The 18,070-nt window shown below is 71.6% G+C and carries 14 protein-coding genes; 8 read left to right on the top strand and 6 right to left on the bottom strand.

Features of this window, described 5'->3' with window-relative positions; translation table 11 throughout:
* Nucleotides 1-99 precede the first annotated feature (99 nt).
* Nucleotides 100-1,617, bottom strand: coding sequence for an amino acid permease (locus DP939_RS34090; protein WP_113984959.1), 1,518 nt, complete (start codon nucleotides 1,615-1,617; stop codon nucleotides 100-102).
* Between the two features lie 381 nt (nucleotides 1,618-1,998).
* Nucleotides 1,999-3,348 carry an MATE family efflux transporter gene (locus DP939_RS34085; protein WP_113984958.1) on the bottom strand — a complete coding sequence of 450 codons (1,350 nt, stop codon included), beginning with the start codon at nucleotides 3,346-3,348 and terminating at the stop codon, nucleotides 1,999-2,001.
* Between the two features lie 403 nt (nucleotides 3,349-3,751).
* On the opposite strand from DP939_RS34085, the gene dnaB reads away from it, so the two are divergent.
* From dnaB to trpS, 4 genes are all read left to right on the top strand, one after another.
* Complete coding sequence (gene dnaB, locus DP939_RS34080) at nucleotides 3,752-6,535, top strand: replicative DNA helicase (protein ID WP_199565610.1); 2,784 nt, start codon at nucleotides 3,752-3,754, stop codon at nucleotides 6,533-6,535.
* A gap of 40 nt (nucleotides 6,536-6,575) precedes the next feature.
* Entirely contained in the window at nucleotides 6,576-7,151 is a 576-nt protein-coding gene (locus DP939_RS34075) for a dienelactone hydrolase family protein (protein WP_113984956.1), read from the top strand.
* Between the two features lie 203 nt (nucleotides 7,152-7,354).
* A complete protein-coding gene (locus tag DP939_RS34070) occupies nucleotides 7,355-8,419 on the top strand; it encodes a fatty acid desaturase family protein (RefSeq protein ID WP_404828620.1) in 1,065 nt (354 codons plus the stop codon).
* Nucleotides 8,420-8,555: 136 nt separating this feature from the next.
* A complete protein-coding gene (gene trpS, locus DP939_RS34065) occupies nucleotides 8,556-9,608 on the top strand; it encodes a tryptophan--tRNA ligase (protein ID WP_113984954.1) in 1,053 nt (350 codons plus the stop codon).
* On the opposite strand, the gene DP939_RS34060 is transcribed toward trpS, so the two are convergent.
* The 3 genes from DP939_RS34060 to DP939_RS34050 are packed head-to-tail and all read right to left on the bottom strand — an operon-like array spanning nucleotide 9,574 to nucleotide 12,053.
* The gene (locus DP939_RS34060) at nucleotides 9,574-10,335 is read right to left on the bottom strand and encodes a metallophosphoesterase (RefSeq protein ID WP_113984953.1); all 762 of its coding nucleotides are present in this window, start codon (nucleotides 10,333-10,335) and stop codon (nucleotides 9,574-9,576) included. The two genes, trpS and DP939_RS34060, sit on opposite strands and share 35 nt — an antisense overlap.
* 34 nt (nucleotides 10,336-10,369) lie before the next feature.
* The gene (locus tag DP939_RS34055) at nucleotides 10,370-11,101 is read right to left on the bottom strand and encodes an ABC transporter permease (RefSeq protein WP_113984952.1); all 732 of its coding nucleotides are present in this window, start codon (nucleotides 11,099-11,101) and stop codon (nucleotides 10,370-10,372) included.
* 13 nt (nucleotides 11,102-11,114) lie between these two features.
* Nucleotides 11,115-12,053, bottom strand: a complete 939-nt coding sequence (locus DP939_RS34050) for an ABC transporter ATP-binding protein (RefSeq protein ID WP_113984951.1) — start codon at nucleotides 12,051-12,053, stop codon at nucleotides 11,115-11,117.
* Nucleotides 12,054-12,216: 163 nt separating this feature from the next.
* Between DP939_RS34050 and DP939_RS34045 the strand changes: the two genes are divergently transcribed.
* The 4 genes from DP939_RS34045 (at nucleotide 12,217) to dnaN (ending at nucleotide 17,143) form a co-directional block, all read left to right on the top strand.
* The gene (locus DP939_RS34045) at nucleotides 12,217-13,758 is read left to right on the top strand and encodes a sensor histidine kinase (RefSeq protein WP_225878673.1); all 1,542 of its coding nucleotides are present in this window, start codon (nucleotides 12,217-12,219) and stop codon (nucleotides 13,756-13,758) included.
* Nucleotides 13,755-15,299: a sensor histidine kinase gene (locus tag DP939_RS34040; RefSeq protein ID WP_225878672.1), complete on the top strand. Its 1,545-nt coding sequence runs from the start codon at nucleotides 13,755-13,757 to the stop codon at nucleotides 15,297-15,299. Before DP939_RS34045 ends, DP939_RS34040 begins: the two co-directional genes overlap by 4 nt.
* Complete coding sequence (locus tag DP939_RS34035) at nucleotides 15,296-15,946, top strand: response regulator transcription factor (RefSeq protein WP_113984949.1); 651 nt, start codon at nucleotides 15,296-15,298, stop codon at nucleotides 15,944-15,946. The genes DP939_RS34040 and DP939_RS34035 overlap by 4 nt, the downstream gene beginning before the upstream one ends.
* A 99-nt stretch (nucleotides 15,947-16,045) precedes the next feature.
* Nucleotides 16,046-17,143: a DNA polymerase III subunit beta gene (dnaN, locus tag DP939_RS34030; RefSeq protein WP_113984948.1), complete on the top strand. Its 1,098-nt coding sequence runs from the start codon at nucleotides 16,046-16,048 to the stop codon at nucleotides 17,141-17,143.
* A gap of 146 nt (nucleotides 17,144-17,289) precedes the next feature.
* On the opposite strand, the gene DP939_RS34025 is transcribed toward dnaN, so the two are convergent.
* Nucleotides 17,290-17,967, bottom strand: a complete 678-nt coding sequence (locus tag DP939_RS34025; RefSeq protein WP_113984947.1) for a FadR/GntR family transcriptional regulator — start codon at nucleotides 17,965-17,967, stop codon at nucleotides 17,290-17,292.
* Nucleotides 17,968-18,070: the final 103 nt, after the last annotated feature.

The raw sequence follows: 18,070 nt of genomic DNA, 5'->3' as shown, positions 1-18,070 counted from the left end.
ACCCAGCCCCGTCGCCCGGCGGCCCGCTTCCCACGGCGAACGGCCCACCGCACGCGAAAGGGGTGCGCCCGGCGGACCGGACGCACCCCTGAAACGGACCTATCGGCGGTGTCTGCCCTGGCCGAAGTGACGCGAGCGGGGGTCGAGGATGCTGTTCGGACGGCTGTAGAGCAGGTAGACGATCAGCCCGAACGCCATCCAGGCCGCGAAGTACAGCCAGGTCACCACCTGGAGGTTCATCAGCAGCCAGACCGAGGCCAGTACGGCCAGCGCGGGCACCACCGGCGACCATGGCACCCGGAACCCGCGCGGCAGGTCCGGCATCGCGCGCCGCATCACGATCACCCCGGCCGCCACGAACATGAAGGCGAACACCGTCCCCATGACGACCAGCGGTTCGAGGGTGAGCACCGGCACGGTCTCGCCCAGCACGATCGCGACCGCGCCGATGATCAGCGTCAGCCGCGACGGCGAGCGGTAGCGCCGGTTGATCACGGACAGGCCGCGCGGCAGCAGCCCGTCCCTGGCCATCGAGAAGACGACCCGGGTGAGCCCGACGAGCAGCACCAGGATCACCGACGTGAGGCCGAGGACCGCGCCCAGGTTGACGACGTGGGCCATCGTGCCCTCGCCGACGTGCCGGAAGGCGTTGGCGAGCGGCGCTCCCTGGTCGATCTGGTCGTAGGGGACCATGCCCACCATGACCACCGCGACGCTGATGAACAGCACCGTGGCCAGCACCAGGCCGCGGATGACGCCGGTCGGGATGGACCGGGCGGCGTCGTTGGTCTCCTCCGCCGCGGTGGCCACGATGTCCCAGCCGATGTACGCGAAGGCGATGGCGGGCGCGGCGGCGAAGATGCCGAACCAGCCGAACGACCCCGGTTCGCCGAACGCCGCGCCGATGATCGTCGTGTGCAGCAGGTCGGCGCTCTGCGCGGCCGGGCCCGGCGGTGCCGGGATCTTGCCGTCGATGTTGGCCTGGTCGAAGTGGAGCGCTCCCACGACGATGATCGCGCCGATCGCCAGCAGCTTGGCGCTGACGATGACGTACAGCGCGCGCAGGCCGATCCTGGCCCCGGCGGACACGATCAGCGCCAGCAGGCAGATGATCAGCAGCATCGGCAGGTCGAAGCCCTCCGGCTTGCCGACCATCCACGCCAGCCAGTCCGGGAACGTCACGCCCAGGTCGGTGAGCGTCTGGGCGAAGTAGATGGACCACGCCCGCGCCACGACCGAGATGGCGAGCTGCATCTCCAGGATCAGCGACCAGCCGATGATCCACGCGAACACCTCACCGAAGATCACGAAGGTGTAGGTGTAGGCGCTGCCGGACACCGGGAGGGTGGACGACAGCTCCGCGTAGCACAGGGCCGCCAGCAGCATGGCGATGCCGGCGATCAGGAAGGAGAGGATCACCCCGGGCCCGGCCACGGTGGCCGCCTGCCGCCCGGCGATGCTGAAGATCCCCGCACCGATCATCACGCCCAGGCCGAGGACCACCAGGTCCCTGCTCTTGTAGACGCGGGCCAGCTCGTGGCGCGCGGTGGTTCGTAGGCCCGATGCCTCTTCCGCCGGGAGGCGACGGAAGATCGACGTGGAGCGGTCTAGGGACACGGTGGAACCATCCTCAACGGATTTCACGGGCACGGCCGGGCCCGCCGCCGAATCGGCGGCATACCGGCAGGCGACACGGCCGCACGGCCGTCCCTCCCTCCCCGGCCCGCCCGGACGGCGGATCGGGGGACGTACCACGACGTACAACGGCGACTCGTCCGCACTCGACGGCCCGACCGTCCTGACTGCTGTCTCGACGGGAAGTTTCGTGGAGTTTGGTTGAGTTTTGGCGGCCTTGCCCCATAGGCCGGATGCTCCACCATCTCCTGAACCGTTCACCCGCTACAAGGGGATCGGCATCACGTCGTCGTCAATTCATGGACACCGGCCGATCACACCGGCCGATCACTGGGCCGATCATTGGTCCGATCACCGGGCCGATCATGCGCCCGTCACCAGCCACGCCGCGCCGTACGCCCGGCCGCCGAGAGTGACGAGCCGGGCCAGCATCCACACGCCCAGCGCCGCCCACAGCGCCGCGAGCCCGCCGCCCGCGAGCACCACGAGCAGCACCGCGGGCAGGTACGCGAGCGTCGTCCACACGCTCGCCCAGGCCAGGTAGCGCCGGTCGCCCGCCCCGATCAGCACGCCGTCCAGGACGAACACCACCCCGGCGATCGGCTGGAGCAGCGCGACCGGCCACAGCGCGGCCAGCAGCGCCGCCGCCACCGCCGGGTCCGCGTCGAAGAGCCCCGGCACGAACGGCCGCGCCACGATCACCGCCGCCCCGCAGGCCACGCCGCACCAGATCCCCCAGAAGACCATCCGCCGGGTGGCCGCCCTGGTCGCGGGCACGTTCCCGGCCCCGAGGTAGCGGCCGGTGATCGCCTGCCCGGCGATGGCGATGGCGTCGAGGACGAACGCGAGCAGGGTCCACACCTGGCTCGCGATGGCGTGCGCGGCGATCTGGGCGTCGCCCATCCGGGTGGCCGCCACGGTCGCGGCGATCAGCACAACGCGCATGCTCGCCGTGCGGATGACCAGCGCGACGCCCGCCGTCCCCGCCGCCCTGATGCCCGCGAGGTCCGGCCGCAGCGACGCCCCGTGCCCGCGCGCCCCCCGTACCACGACGGCCACGTACACCCCCGCGCCGAGCACCTGCGCCAGCACCGTCCCCCACGCCGACCCGGCGATGCCGAACCCCAGCCCCAGCACGAACCACACGTTGAGCACCGCGTTGAGCGTGAACGAGCCGATCGACACGACCAGCGGCGTGACCGTGTCGGCCAGGCCGCGCAGCACGCCGGTGCCCGCCAGCACGATCAGCATCGCCGGCGTGCCGAACAGGCTGATCCGCAGGTAGGTGACCGCGTCGGCGGCCAGCGCGGGGGAGGCCCCGAACAGGTTTACGATCACCGGCGCGAGCGGCCAGGCCACCGCGATCACCACGAGTCCGATCGCGGCGGCCAGCCACAACCCGTCCACGCCGAGCTTGACGCCGCGCCGCAGGTCGCCCGCCCCGGCCTGCCGCGCGACCGCCGCCGTGGTGCCGTAGGCGAGGAACACGCACAGGTTCACCAGCGTGGTGAGCGCCGCGCCCGCCACGCCGAGCGCGCCGAGCGCGGTGGTGCCGAGCCGTCCCACGATCGCGTGGTCGGCGAGCAGGAACAGCGGTTCGGCGACCAGCGCGCCGAAGGCGGGCACCGCGAGGCGGAAGATCTCCCTGTCGTGCCGTCGCCCGGAGGGCCGGGAGTCTCCAGAAGAGCGGGCAGAAGGGGGCGTAAGGGGCATAGCTCTATATTGTTCATTACGGTCGAATGATCTAGGGCGACCCCCGCGTGTCGCGGCGACTTTCTTTCCTCCACAGGGCGTGGATGAAGTTTCCGCAGCCAGGACGGCGTTTCCGCAACCTGTGGATGAGTTATCCCCAGGCTCGTCCACAGGGCGTCCCCATCTCTGGGGAAGAAGTGCACACGTTAGCCACACGTTAACCACAGGGTTGTCCACAGGCCGCGTTGCCGTCCCCCCGGCGCAGCGGCGAAACTGTCTCACCGGTCGACTAAAACGGGGGTGGGCCGACAGCTCCGAACAGAGGGGGTGCGTCGTGGAGGCCGAGTCGTCGCCGGCTTTCGGGGCCGGATTCGAGCGCACCCCGCCGCACAACATCGAGGCCGAGCAGTCCGTGCTCGGCGGCATGCTGCTCTCCAAGGACGCCATCGCCGACGTCATCGAGCTGATCCGCGCCGACGACTTCTACCGCCCGGCCCACCAGATCGTCTTCGACGTCATCACCGACCTGTACGGCCGGGGCGAGCCCGCCGACGCGGTCATGATCATGGACGAGCTGCAGAAGCGCGGCGAGCTGGGCCGGGTCGGCGGCGGCGCGTACATCCACACCCTCACCGCCGTGGTGCCCACCGCCGCCAACGCGGGCTACTACGCCAAGATCGTGCGCGAGCAGGCCATCCTGCGCCGGCTCATCGAGGCGGGCACGCGCATCGTCTCCTTCGGCTACGGCGGCCAGAACGAAGAGGTCGACGACCTGGTCGACCGGGCCCAGGCGGAGATCTACCGGGTCACCGAGCGGCGCACCTCCGAGGACTACCTGCCGCTCTCCGACATCATGCCGGGCGCGCTCGACGAGATCGAGGCGATCAGCAGCCGGGGCGGCCAGCTGATCGGCGTACCGACCGGGTTCCAGGACCTCGACGCGCTGACCAACGGCCTGCACCCGGGGCAGATGATCGTGGTCGCCGCCCGCCCGGCCATCGGCAAGGCGCTGGCCCTGGACACCCCGCTGCCCACCCCCGCCGGCTGGACGACCATGGGCGAGGTGGCCCCCGGCGACCTGCTGATCGGCGCGGACGGCCGCCCGGTCAAGGTCGTCGCGGCGACCGAGGTCATGCGCGACCGGCCGTGCCATGAGGTCGAGTTCGACGACGGCACGGTCCTGGTGGCCGACGCCGACCACCAGTGGCCCATCGAGTCGCCCGGCGGGACGATCGTCACGACCACGGCGAAACTGGCGGCCGGCGACACCATCGCGGCGGCCCGCCCGTTCCAGGCTCCCGATCACGACCTCCCAGAGCCGCCCCACGAGCTCGGTCAGCGCCTCGCGCGGGGCGAGGCGGACCGTATCCCCCCCGGCTACCTGCGGGCCGCCCAGGAGCAGCGACAGGCGCTGCTGGACGGGCTGCTCGACGCGCGCGGCGAGGTGCGCATGGCCGCCCCGGGGCCCGGCCTGGCCGCTGACGTCCGGGAGCTGATCAGCAGCCTCGGCCGCGCCCCCGCGACCGGGTCGCCCCCGCGGCCGGTCCACCGGGTGCTGGCCGTACGCCCCACTGCGTCCGTGCCGGTCCGCTGCGTGCAGGTCGACGCCCCCGACCACCTCTACCTGGCCGGTCCCGGCTGGGTGCCGACGCACAACTCCACGCTCGGCCTCGACTTCGCCAGGTCCGCCGCGATCAGGCACCAGATGACCACCGTGGTCTTCTCGCTGGAGATGTCCCGCAACGAGATCACCATGCGCCTGCTGTCCGCCGAGGCCCGCGTGGGCCTCCAGAACATGCGCTCCGGCTCGATGAACGACGAGGACTGGGCCAAGCTCGCCAAGCGGATGGGCGAGGTCGCCGAGGCGCCGCTGTTCATCGACGACTCCCCGAACATGTCGATGATGGAGATCCGCGCCAAGTGCCGGCGGCTCAAGCAGCGCCACGACCTGCGGTTCGTGATCGTCGACTACCTCCAGCTGATGAGTTCGCCGAAGAAGACCGAAAGCCGTCAGCAGGAGGTCTCGGAGATCTCCCGGGCGCTCAAGCTGCTGGCCAAGGAGCTGGAGGTGCCGGTGATCGCGATCTCCCAGCTGAACCGTGGTCCCGAGCAGCGCACCGACAAGCGTCCCCAGGTCAGCGACCTGCGTGAGTCCGGGTGCCTGACCGCCGCCACGCGGGTGCTGCGCGCCGACACCGGGGCCGAGGTCTCGCTCGGCGAGCTGCTGGCCCGCGGCGAGCGCGACATCCCGGTCTGGTCGCTGGACGAACGCCTCCGGCTGGTCCCGCGCAGGATGACGCACGTGTTCCCGAGCGGGGTCAAGCCGGTCTACCGGCTGCGGCTGCGGTCGGGCCGGGAGGTCACGGCGACGGCCGGCCACCCGTTCCTGACCCACGACGGCTGGCGTCCGCTCGGCGAGCTGGCGCCGGGCGCCCGCCTGGCCGTGCCCCGGCACGTCCCGGCCCCCCTGCGGTGTGCGGACGAGTCGATCGAGGATGTGTCCGCGCTGCCCAAGTCCCGGCTCGCCGACTTTGTCCACAGGCTGTGGACAACCGGCGGGCAGATCCGGTGGGACGGCACGGAGGCCCGCGTCACGTACGGCCCGGCGGAGCGCCGGGTGATCGACGACCTCGCCCGGCTGCTGCTCCGGTTCAACGTCCTGGCGCACATCGAGGCCGTGCCCGGCGGCCACCGGCTGAGCGTGCCCGCCCCCGCCGACCAGCTCCGCCTGCTCGACGCGCTGGGCCTCGGCGGCGGCGAGGTCGCCACCCGGCTGCGCGCGGCGGAGACCGGCGCGGAGGTGTCCGGAGAGGTGTGGCGGCGGGTCGGCAGCGCCCTTCGGCACGACCGCGGCATGGGCGGCGTCGCCACCGTCCTCGACGCGGCCGACCTCGACGTGGTGGCGGTCAACGACGTCCTGTGGGACGAGGTGGCCGCCGTCGAGCCGCTGGGCGAGCAGGAGGTCTACGACGCCACGGTGCTCGGCACCCACAACTTCGTGGCCGACGGCATCGCCGTCCACAACAGCATCGAACAGGACGCCGACATGGTGATCCTGCTGCACCGCGAAGACGCCTACGAGCGCGAGTCGCCCCGCGCGGGCGAGGCCGACCTGATCGTGGCCAAGCACCGGAACGGCCCCACCGCCACGGTCACGGTCGCCTTTCAGGGGCATTACAGCCGTTTCGTGGACATGGCCCCGCATTAGCGCTCGTCACCTACACCGCGGGGATGGTACACACGTTCGCATGGCCGAAATCGTTCTTCTGCACTCCGCGCTGGGCCTGCGGCGCGGAGTGGAGGTCGCGGCCGGCATTCTTCGCGATGCCGGTCATATCATTCACACCCCCGACTACTACGACGGCGAGGTCTTCGACGAGCTGGACGCCGGGCTGCGCAAGCGCGACGCCGTGACCTACCCCGAGCTGTTCCGGCGCTGGAAGGAGATCGGCGAAGGCGTCGTCCGCCCGGTAGTGTTCGCCGGATTCTCGCTCGGCGCGCTCGGCGCGCAATTTCTGGCCGCGACCCACCCCATGGCCAGGGGCGCGATACTCTGCCACAGCGCGGTGCCGGTCCGTGAGGTGGCGGACGGCGGGTGGCCCGCGGGCGTACCGATCCAGGTCCACTACAGCGAGGGCGACCCGTTCGTGGAGGAGAAGGAGATCGCCGAACTCCGGGCGGACGTCGGCGAGGGCTTCGAGCGCTTCGTATACCCGGGGGACGCCCACCTGTTCGCCCACCCCGATCTGCCCGGCTATTCCGCCGACTCGGCCGTGCTGATGTGGCGGCGCGTGCTCGACTTCCTCGGCCGTGTTCGCGAATAGCGGCGAACCGCCGACCAGCGGCTTTTGCCCACTGACCGGAAATTCATGGTAGTGCTGGCACCACCGCGAGCAGGGGTGTGCACGGGATTTCGCCCCTGAACAGCAGGTGTCCAAACTTGTACAGGCACTTGTACCGGCGCGGCGGGCCGATGTCCGGCAAAGTTTCGCTATGTCAGCGTCCACGAACAGGTGAGGAGACCCCCGTGACCGGCTCTACCATGGTCGATCCCCCCGATCGTTCGGTGAGCGGGCGAGGCAGCGACTTCGCGCTGCTGTCCCGCCGGATCGCGGAGGCCGGGCTGCTGGACAGGCGCCCCGGTTACTACGTCGTCAGATTCGGCATCGTCGGATGCCTCTACGCGGCCGGCTGGGCGGCGGTCTTCCTGATCGGAGACTCCTGGCCACTGGTCATCGGGCTGGCCGCGCTGCTCGCGGTGATCTTCGCGCAGACCGCGCTGGTGGCCCACGACCTCGCGCACAAGCAGGTCTTCCGCACCCGGCGGGCGACCGAGGCGACCGGCCTGGTGGTCGGCAACCTGCTGATCGGCATGAGCTACGGCTGGTGGAACGACAAGCACAACCGGCACCACGCCAACCCCAACCACGAGGATCTCGACCCCGACGTCTCGCCGGACGTGCTGCTCTGGTCCAAGGAGCAGGCGACGGCGAGCAGCGGCCTGGCCAGGTTCATCGGGCGCAGGCAGGCGTACCTGTTCTTCCCGCTGCTCACGCTGGAGGGCCTCAACCTGCACGTGTCCAGCTTCCGGGCGCTGTCCAAGCCCGCGGTGAAGCGGCGCGGGATCGAGACGACCCTGCTGGCCGGGCACGTCGTGCTGGGGGTCGGCGCGGTCCTGTGGGCGCTGCCGCTGCCGCAGGCGCTGGTGTTCCTGGCCGTCAACCAGGCGGTGTTCGGCGTCTACCTGGGCTGCACGTTCGCGCCCAACCACAAGGGGATGCCCACGCTGCGCGGCGACGACCGCCCGGACTTCCTGCGCCGTCAGGTGCTGACCTCCCGCAACGTCAGCGGAGGCCGGTTCGTGGACATCGCGCTCGGCGGGCTCAACTACCAGATCGAGCACCACCTGTTCCCCAGCATGCCGTCGCCCAACCTGCGGAAAGCGCAGCCGATCGTCCGCGACTACTGCGCCGAGCTCGGCATCGACTACCAGGAGTGCGGTCTGATCAAGTCCTACGCGCGGGCGTTGCGGCACATGCACGAGGTCGGTGAGCCGATCAGGGCCACAGGTCGGGTAAAGTCGGCCGCATGATTCGCGCGTCGAGCTGGTGGTGGCCGTCCTAGGGCGGTCACCTGACGCGCGAGCGAAATCGGGCCGTCCCTCCGGGCGGCCCTCCTCGTTTTCCGGGGCCTGTCCGAGGGCCGCGTAAACGAGGAGGAGAAGCCGAATGACCACCACCGCGCCACCCAGGATGCTCACCGGCGACCGGCCGACCGGGCGGCTGCACCTGGGCCACTACGTCGGCAGCATCGCCAACCGCCGCGCGCTCCAGCACTCCTACCAGAGCTACTTCATCATCGCCGACCTGCACATGCTCACCACCAAGAACACCCGCGAGGACATCGCGAGATCGGCGGGCAACGCGCGGGACATGGTCCTGGACTCCCTGGCCGCCGGCCTGGAACCGGACCTCGCGGTCTTCTACCTCCAGTCGGCGATCCCGGAGGTCATGGAGCTGAACACGCTGTTCCAGAACCTCGTCACGGTGCCCCGGCTGGAACGCGTGCCGAGCCTGAAGGAGATGGCCAGGGACGCGGGCAAGGAGGAGATGCCCTACGGCCTGCTCGGCTACCCGGTGCTCCAGGCGGCCGACATCCTGTGCGTGAAGGCGCACGCCGTACCGGTCGGCAAGGACAACGCCGCGCACGTCGAGATCGCCAGGGAGATCGCCCGCCGGTTCAACCACCTGTACGGCGAGACGTTCCCCGTCCCCGAGCTGATCTCCGCCGAGGTCCCGTCCCTGGTCGGCACCGACGGCCAGGCCAAGATGAGCAAGAGCATCGGCAACGCGATCTACCTGTCCGACTCCCCGGACGAGGTGCGCCGCAAGGTCCGCGGGATGTACACCGACCCCAAGCGCGTCAGGGCCGACGTCCCCGGCACCGTTGCGGGCAACCCGGTGTTCGTCTACCACGACGCGTTCAACCCCGACACCGCCGAGGTGGACGACCTCAAGGAGCGCTACCGGACGGGCCGGGTCGGCGACGTGGAGGTCAAGACCAAGCTCGCCGACGCGATCAACGCGTTCCTGGACCCGATGCGGGAGCGGCGGGCCCGGTTCGAGGGCGAACCGGGCCTGGTCGAACGCCTCGTCGTGGAGGGCACCGAGCGTACCCGTGAGGTGGTCCGGCAGACCGTCGGGGAGGTACGCGCGGCGATGGGCCTGGACGCGGTCTACGCGGCGTTCACGGCTGAGTCGCGACGACCCGTGAGTGCGTGACGAGCCAGCCGCCGTCCGGCTCGAACAGGTGGAAGGACAACCCGGGCGGCTGGTCGTAGTCGATCGCCGCCCGCTGGGTGCTCTCCGCGGGCAGCAGCAGCGTCGAGCTGACCCCGGCGGCCACGCGTACCGGCACCCCGGCGAAGTTGGCGCTGGCCGCCGTGTGCGCGTGGCCGATCAGCAGTGCCGCCACCGTGCGGCTGCGCCGCAGCAGCACCTGGGCCAGCCGTTCCGGCTCGCGGAGCATGATCTCGTCCACGTACGGGATGCCGAGCGGCACCGGCTGGTGGTGCATCCCGACGAACACGGGCCGGTCGGCGGACTCCAGTACGCCGTCCAGCCAGGTCAGCGTGGTGTCGTCCAGGTAGCCCTCGGGACGCCCGGGGATGGTGGAGTCGCACAGCGCGATCGTCGCCTCCGGCAGGTGCAGCACCTGGTTCACCGGGGCGTCCCCGCCGTCGCCGTCGCCGAGCAGCGCCTTGCGGAACTCGGCGCGCGAGTCGTGGTTGCCCGGGCACACGATCGTCGGGTACGGCAGCCGCCCCAGCAGCTCACGGGAGATCTCGTACTCGTCGGCGGCGCCGTGGTCGGCGACGTCGCCGGTGACGACCACGGCGTCGATGGGTTCGTGCAGTTCGGCGAGGTAGCGGACCGTCGCTTCCATCCGTTGCACGCTGTGCTCGGAGCCGCCGATGTGGGTGTCGCTGATGTGAGCCAGGGTGAGCATGCCCCCCAGCCTATTGAGCCCGCCGACCCCGAGGTCACTCCCATCGGAAGGTCCGCACCGCGACCACGCCCGCGCCCAGCAGGGTCATCGCCATCGCGACCAGGTTCAGCACCTGCGGCGAGCCGCCCGCCCAGGTGTCCCGCATGGCCTGCCCGAACGGGGCCACCGGCAGGAAGTCGCCGATCCGCCGCAGCGCCTCCGGCATCATTTCGCGGGGCATCCACACGCCGCTGAAGAACAGCAGCGGGAACATCAGCACGTTGCCGATCGCGGGCGCGGCCTTCGCGCCGACGACCGCCGCGATGGTCAGCCCGATGGCGAACAGCGAGGCGACGCCGAGCACGAACGAGAGCGCGAACCCGGCGACGTTCCTCGGCGCGGGCACGCCGTGCACGAGGCCGCCCGCCACGATCATCAGCACCACGGCGACGACCGCCGTCACCCCGTTGAGCACCAGTTGCGCCGCCAGCAGCTTCACCGGATGGACCGGCGTGGTGGACATCCGGCGCAGGATGCCCTTCTCCCGGTAGAGCGCCAGCGCACTCGGGACGAACACGAACGCGAGCGTCACCACGGCGAGCGCGGTCATCATCGCCGGGAAGTGGTTGTCGATGAGCCGCATGCCGCCCAGCTTCGGGTCGGGCGTGCGGAAGGTCGGCAGGCTGCCCAGGATCAGCAGCAGGCCGATCGGCAGCAGTACCGCGAAGATCAGACCGGCCGGCTCGCGGAGCAGCAGCCTGGTCTCTACGGTGAGGATCTTGCGCATGAGCGGGCTCCTTTCAGGAGTCGATCGGCTTGCCGGTCAGGGCGAGGAAGGCGTCGTCCAGCGTGGCGCGGTCGATTCGCAGGTCCAGCGGGGCGACCCGGTGCGCGGCGAGCGTGGTGCTCACCGCGAGTACCAGGCTCGCCGAGCCGTCCTGCGAATCGGCCCCCGAGACCGCGAACCGGCCGCCCGACCGGGTCACGCCGGTCACCTCCGGCAGTTCCTTGAGCGCGGACTCCACCGCGCCGCCGTCGTCGCCGTCCCCGATCCGGAACGTGATGCGCTGCTCCTCGCCGACCCTCGCGACCAGCCCGGCGGGGGTGTCCACGGCGACGACCCGGCCGGAGTCGATCACGGCGATCCGGTCGCACAGCCGTTCGGCCTCCTCCATGAAGTGCGTGACCAGCACGATCGTCACGCCGGACGCCCTGACCTCCTCGATCAGCCCCCAGGTGTCCCGCCGCGCCTGCGGGTCCAGGCCGGTGGTCAGCTCGTCGAGGATGGCCACGCGCGGGTCGCCGATCAGCGCCAGCGCGATGGACAGCCGCTGCTTCTGGCCGCCGGACAGCTTGGCGAACGGCGTGTTCCGCTTGCCGCCGAGGCCCACCCGGTCCATCAGGGCGGCCCAGTCGGCGGGGTGGTCGTAGAAGGACGCGTAGAGGTCGAGCGCCTCGCCGACCTTGAGCTTGTCGGGCAGTACGGCGCTCTGCAACTGCACGCCGAGGCGCTGCTTGAGCGCGGACCTGTCACTGTGGGGGTCGAGCCCGGCCACGCGGATGTCGCCCCCGTCGGGGGTGCGCAGCCCGGCCAGGCACTCGACGGTGGTGGTCTTGCCCGCGCCGTTCGGCCCGAGGACGCCGAAGATCTCGCCCTCCTCGACGGAGAAGGAGACGCCGTCCACGACCGCCCGCCCGCCGTAGGACTTTCGCAGGTCGCTGACATCGATGATTGCCATACCGACGACGCTAGGAATCCGGGCGGCGCGGCGGAATCGGGCTGGACGCCGACCGGGGGTGTGGCTAGGTACACCCCGGTCAGGGGCCTGGGGCCAGTGCCGGACCGGGCGATCATCCCGCAAACTGGACACGGACGGGCCCGAGGGCGGCAAGGAGGAAGCGGTGGTGGCGGCATACGCCCGCGCGTTCGCGCGGACCACGCTCCTGCTGGTCACCGCGGTCGCCGAAATCCTGATGAGCCTGGTCACGATCATCGCCCTGGTGCTCGCGATGGGCCAGGGCATGGTGTTCGTCTTCGATCCGCTGGTGCGCAGGCACCGCAGGCTGGCGGGGCTGGCCAGGCGCCGGGCGCGGGCCTGGTCCGGGGTGGAGATCCCGGAGCCGTACGAGCCGCCGCCCCCGCCGCCGGTCCCCGACGCCGAGGGCTGGTACCGCGCCGACCGGGTGCTCTACAAGACCCCGCGGGTGCCCGCGTTCAACCAGCGCTACAAGTGGCTGCTCGGCGACCCGGCGACCTGGCGGGACATGCTGTGGCTGGGCATGGACGGCGTGGTGGCGGCGGCGGTGGGGCTGCTTCCGCCGGCGCTGGCCGGGTACGGCCTGGCGCTGGCCGCGCCGTGGGTCACGCCGGTGCCCTGGCCCGCGGTGCTCACCGTCCCGGCCGGGCTGGCGATGGTGGCCTGCGCGTTCGTGGTCGCGCCGGTACTGCTGCGCGCGCACGCGCTGTGGTGCTCCTGGCTGCTCGGCTTCAGCTCGCGCGCCCGGATCGCCGGTGACATGGGCCGGCTGGCCAGGAGCCGCAGCGACGCGCTCGACGCCCAGAACGCCGAACTGCGCAGGATCGAGCGCGAGCTGCACGACGGGGCGCAGGCCCGGCTGGTCGCGGTGGGCATGACGCTCGGGGCCGCGCGCGACCTGGTCAGGGCCGACCCTGCGGCGGCCCGCACGCTGCTCGGCCAGGCGCGGTCCGCGTCGGCGGAGGCGCTGGGCGAGATCCGCCGCCTGGTACGCGGCATCCATCCGCCGGTCCTGGCCGAACGCGGCCTCGGCGACGCCGTGCGCGCCCTGGCCCTGGACAGCCCGCTCAACGTCGATGTCGTCGTGGACCTCCAGGTGCGGCCCACCGCGCCGGTCGAGGCCGCCGCCTACTTCGCGATCAGCGAGCTGCTGACCGAGGCGGCGCGGGACGAGCGCGCCGAACGCGTGGAGATCGACGTCAGCCCGCGCGGCATGGCACTGCGGATCACGCTGACCGGGATGTCCGCGCCCGCGCCCGCCGTACTGGCCGGGATCGAACGGCGGGTCGGCGTGTTCGACGGCGTGGTCGCGGTGGGCCGGGAGGGCGTGGGTCCGCCCATGATCACCATCGAGCTGCCGCAGGCGCTCGCGCACACCACCGAGGGCACGCACCCGCCGATGCCGCTCAGCAAGAGCGTTCCGGTGGTGCTCGGCTGGACCCTGGGGTGGCTGCCGCTGTTCCCGCAGGGGTTCGTGGCCGGGGTCACCAAGATCGTCAACTCCGACAACCGGAGCTGGTTCCTGGCCCTCTACCTGCCCGAGCCGATGCAGTGGCCGTTCATCGTGCTGATGATCCTGCTCGGCACGTTCCTGTACGGCATGGCCGCGACGCTTCCGCTGCTGCACTCGCGCGAGCACGGCGGCGACGCGTGCGGGCCGGCCTACCCGCAGTGGAGGGGGTGGTGAGCGTGCCGCGCCCCTCCCTCCGTGACCACCTGCTCGCCCTGGCCCGCTGCCTCGGGCTGGGCGCGGTGGGCGTCGTCCATGTGCTGGTCGCGGCGGTGGTCCTGGTGGTGCTGCTGGCGTGCGGGACCGGGCTGCTGGCGTTCCTGCTGCTCCCGGCCATCCGGTTCACCCGGACGTGGACGGGGCTGGCCCGCAGGCTCGCCCACGACTGGTCGGGCGTGCCGATCGCGCCGCCGTACCTGCCCAAGCCGCCGCCCGCCGTACGCCAGCCCGACGGCTGGTACCGCGACGGGCGCAACCTCTACCGCACCCCCCGGATGCCCGACTTCAACCGGCGGCTCAACTGGCTGCTGCGCGACCCGGCGACCTGGCGGGACCTGGCCTGGGTGGTGTCCTACGCGTTCGGCGGGCCGCTGCTGCCGCTGCTGCCGTACGGGCTGGCCGGGTGCGGGGTGGTGCTGGCGTACGGGCTGGGCGCCTCGCCCCTGGCGTTCGCCGCGGTCGCGGGGCCGGTCGCGCTGGGCGTGCTGGCCGCGCCCTGGGTGCTGCGGCTGCACGGCCTGTGGCTGCGCGTGCTGCTGGGGCCGACCGAGCGGTCCCGGCTGGCCGGGCGGGTGCGGCGGCTGGCCGAGTCCCGTACCGAGACGGTCGACTCCCAGGCCGCGCAACTGCGCGGGATCGAGCGCGACCTGCACGACGGGGCGCAGGCCCGGCTGGTCGCCATCGGCCTGACGCTGGGCGCGGCCGAGCAACTGCTGGAGTCCGACCCTGCCGCCGCCGAGGCGATGATCGTCAAGGCCCAGGAGGCGTCGGCGGCGACGCTGGCCGAGCTGCGCCGCCTGGTGCGCGGCATCCGGCCGCCCGTGCTGGCCGAACGCGGCCTGGTGGGGGCGCTGCGCGCGCTGGCGGTGGACAGCCCGCTCGACGTACGGCTCGACGGCGACCTGCCGGAGGCGGTGCCCGCCCCGATCGAGTCCGCGCTCTACTTCGCGGTCAGCGAGCTGCTGACCAACGCGGTACGGCACGGCGGCGCGGACCGGGCCACCGTCACGTTGAACCACGACGACACCGGGCTGACCGTGGTCGTCGCCGACGACGGGCGCGGCGGGGCCGACCCGGACAGGGGCAGCGGCCTGCGCGGCATCCGGCGGCGGGTCGCGGCCTTCGACGGCACGCTCGCGCTGGACAGCCCGCGCGGCGGTCCCACGACGGCCACGGTGACCGTTCCCGCCGCGCCGCGGGTCGTGCCCGTGGACCCGGGCGGGCCGCCCCGATGGCGGCGCTGGCTGGCCCAGGTGTGCCTGTCGGTGTTCGCGCTGCCGCTGTTCCCGCTGGGGGTGGCGTCCATGGTGTACGCGCTGGCGTACGGGCCGGACGTGGTGTGGATCGGCTGGCTCGGGCTGGCCGGGCGGGAGTGGCAGGTCATGACCGCGATGGTTCTGCTGGGGGTCGGGCTGTTCACTCTAGGTATGGTGCTGAATGTCCAGAATGTCAGAGCGGCCCGGCGGCCGGTGACCCCGCAGGCGGAGATCGTCCAGTGAAAGTGGTCATTGCCGAGGACCTGTACCTGCTGCGCGAAGGGCTCGTCCACCTGCTGCGCGCGCACGGCCTGGACGTCGTGGCCGCCGTCGAGACCGGCCCCGAACTGCTGAAGGCCCTCACCGGCGACCCTCCCGACGTGGCCATCGTGGACGTACGCCTGCCGCCGACGTTCACCGACGAGGGGCTGCAGGCCGCCCTTGAGGCCCGCCGCCGCGTCCCCGGGCTGCCGGTGCTCGTCCTGTCCCAGCACGTCGAACAGCTCTACGCCCGCGAACTGCTGGCCGACGGCTCAGGTTCGGTCGGCTACCTGCTGAAGGACCGGGTCTTCGACGCCGCGCAGTTCGTGGACGCGCTGCGCCGGGTGGCGGGCGGCGGTACCGCGATGGACCCCGAGGTCATCGCCAAGCTGCTGGCCAGCAACGCGCGCAGCGCCCCGCTGGGCCGGCTCACCCCGCGCGAGCGGGAGGTCCTGGCGCTGATGGCCGAGGGACGCTCCAACGCGGCCATCGCCCAGCGGCTGTTCCTGAGCGAGAGCGCGGTCGGCAAGCACACGGCGAGCATCTTCGGCAAGTTCGACCTCGCGCCCTCCGACGACGACAACCGCAGGGTCCTCGCCGTCCTGGCCTACCTCAACGCCCAGCCCTGACCTCCGATCGCCGTTGACTCCCCGCCTTCTGTCGGGGGAAGGGGTTACCTTTCAGGGGGTGTCCAGAGGAAGTTCTGGCGGGGCGAAAGGTGGACCAAGGTGAAGTTCCGGGTGAACCGCGATGTCCTGGCCGAGGCCGTGGCGTGGACCGCCCGGGTGCTGCCCGCCCGGCCGGTGGTGCCCGTGCTCACCGGCATCCTCCTTTCGGCGGGCGAGGAGCTGGTGCTGTCGGCGTTCGACTACGAGGTGTCGGCGCGCTGCTCGGTCGAGGCGGAGATCGCCGAGCCCGGGCGGGTGCTGATCCCCGGCAAGATCCTGGCCGAGATCAGCAAGAGCCTGCCCGACGAGCCGGTCGAGATCGTCACCTCGGGCGTGGAGGCGGTGCTGACCTGTGGCAGCGCCGAGTTCGCGCTGCTCACCATGCCGGTCGAGGACTTCCCGGCGCTGCCCCCGATGCCCGAGCGGGTGGGCGCGGTGGGCGGCGGCGTGTTCGCGGCGGCGGTCGGCCAGGTGGCCCCCGCGGCGAGCCGGGACGAGACGCTGCCGATGCTGACCGGCATCCGGTTCGACTTCGCCGACGAGACCGTCACCATGGCCACGACCGACCGCTACCGGATCGCCGCCCGCGAGTACGACTGGCGGCCGGAGCGGCCCGGCTTCAGCGCGGCGGCCATGGTCCCGGCCCGGGTGCTGGTCGACGTCGCCAGGTCGCTGCGCGGCGGCGAGGTCGCCATCGCGCTGGGCGACGGGGTGGCCGGGTTCGAGAGCGTGGGGCGGGCCACCACGGTCCGGCTGCTGGACGAGCAGTTCATCGACTACCGCTCCCGGCTGGCCGGTGACTGGTCGGTGCGCGCCGACCTCCGCGTCGCGCCCTTCATCGAGGCGATCAAGCGGGTCGCCCTGGTAGCGGAGCGTAACACCGCCGTCCGGCTCTCCTTCTCCCAGGGCCGGGTGCTGATCCAGGCGGGCGCGGGCGACATCGGCCGCGGCGCCGAGGCGGTCGAATGCCACCTGACCGGCGATGACCTGGAGATCGCCTTCCAGTCGCACTGGCTGCTCGACGGGCTGGGCGGGGTGGAGGGCGAGTTGGTGCGGCTCAACATGGAGTCCGCAACACGACCCGCCCTCATCTCTGGAGTGCCCGGTGACGCCGAGCCTGACTTCCGTTACCTGGTAATGTCGCTGCGCCTCGGATGATTACCGAATCGCATTCGATGAAGGCGCCGACGCGCGAAATAAAGATCGGTTTACTTGCCGAGTGAATGAGTTAGTCATTCGTGACTGACGTGAAATGTGTGGTGTTTAACGGTCACCCGGGCCCGTGGGACGGGCCGTTCCGCGTCTTACTCGCCTTCGGTGAGGGCGATCAGGATGTGCTCCATGCAGGCGTGCCCGGCGCGCTCGGCGGCGGCGGCGTCACCGGCCGCGATGGCCCTGGCGATGGCGTCGTGCGGGATGTAGGAGCTGTTGGGAGAGGTGCCCGCGGCGGTGATGCTGGCACGCAGGGCGGCCGTGAAGTCCTCGTACAGGTCGAGCAGCACCTGGTTGTGGGTGGCACGCACCACCGCCATGTGAAACTCCAGGTCCGACTCCACGAACGCGGTCGGCTCGCCGCTCTCCCAGGCCCGCTCGCGTACCGCCAGGGCCTCCTCGATCAGCAGGATGTCGCCCTCGGTGCGCCGGGTCGCGGCCAGCCGGGCCGCCTCGATCTCCAGGGCACGGCGGACCTCAAGGATCTCCAGTTGCTCGGCCTGGCGCAGCCGCCGCAGCATGGCGCCGGACAGCTCGCTGGTGGCGCGCACGTAGGTGCCGTCGCCCTGACGACAGTCGAGCAGGCCCGCGTGGGTGAGCGCACGAACGGCTTCACGCACGGTGTTACGACCGACGCCGAGTTGTTCGGCGAGCGCGGTCTCGGTGGGAATCTTGGCGTGCAACGCCCAGGAACCGGTGACGATCTGCTCTTTGAGCTGGTCGATCACCTGGTCCACCAGGGAAGCCCGCTGTGCCGTACGCAGACTCACAGTCTCGCCTCCTCCGGGGTGACCAGTCATCCCATGAGTCGATGACCGGTAGACCACCGATTATTTCAGACGCGAGACGGTGGACCCGCGAGAGGGGGCCGGG

Origin of the sequence: Spongiactinospora rosea, assembly GCF_003315795.1 — a bacterium.
Taxonomy (GTDB): Bacteria; Actinomycetota; Actinomycetes; order Streptosporangiales; family Streptosporangiaceae; genus Spongiactinospora; species Spongiactinospora rosea.
Note: the sequence above shows the minus strand (reverse complement) of the source record. Positions and strands in the feature narration are given on the sequence as shown.

Coding starts and splice junctions, on each gene's coding strand:
- DP939_RS34055 (WP_113984952.1), bottom strand. CDS start 11,101: ATGCGCAAGATCCTCACCGTAGAGACCAGGCTGCTGCTCCGCGAGCCG.
- DP939_RS34075 (WP_113984956.1), top strand. CDS start 6,576: ATGGCCGAAATCGTTCTTCTGCACTCCGCGCTGGGCCTGCGGCGCGGA.
- DP939_RS34050 (WP_113984951.1), bottom strand. CDS start 12,053: ATGGCAATCATCGATGTCAGCGACCTGCGAAAGTCCTACGGCGGGCGG.
- DP939_RS34085 (WP_113984958.1), bottom strand. CDS start 3,348: ATGCCCCTTACGCCCCCTTCTGCCCGCTCTTCTGGAGACTCCCGGCCC.
- dnaB (WP_199565610.1), top strand. CDS start 3,752: ATGCTGCTCTCCAAGGACGCCATCGCCGACGTCATCGAGCTGATCCGC.
- DP939_RS34060 (WP_113984953.1), bottom strand. CDS start 10,335: ATGCTCACCCTGGCTCACATCAGCGACACCCACATCGGCGGCTCCGAG.
- trpS (WP_113984954.1), top strand. CDS start 8,556: ATGACCACCACCGCGCCACCCAGGATGCTCACCGGCGACCGGCCGACC.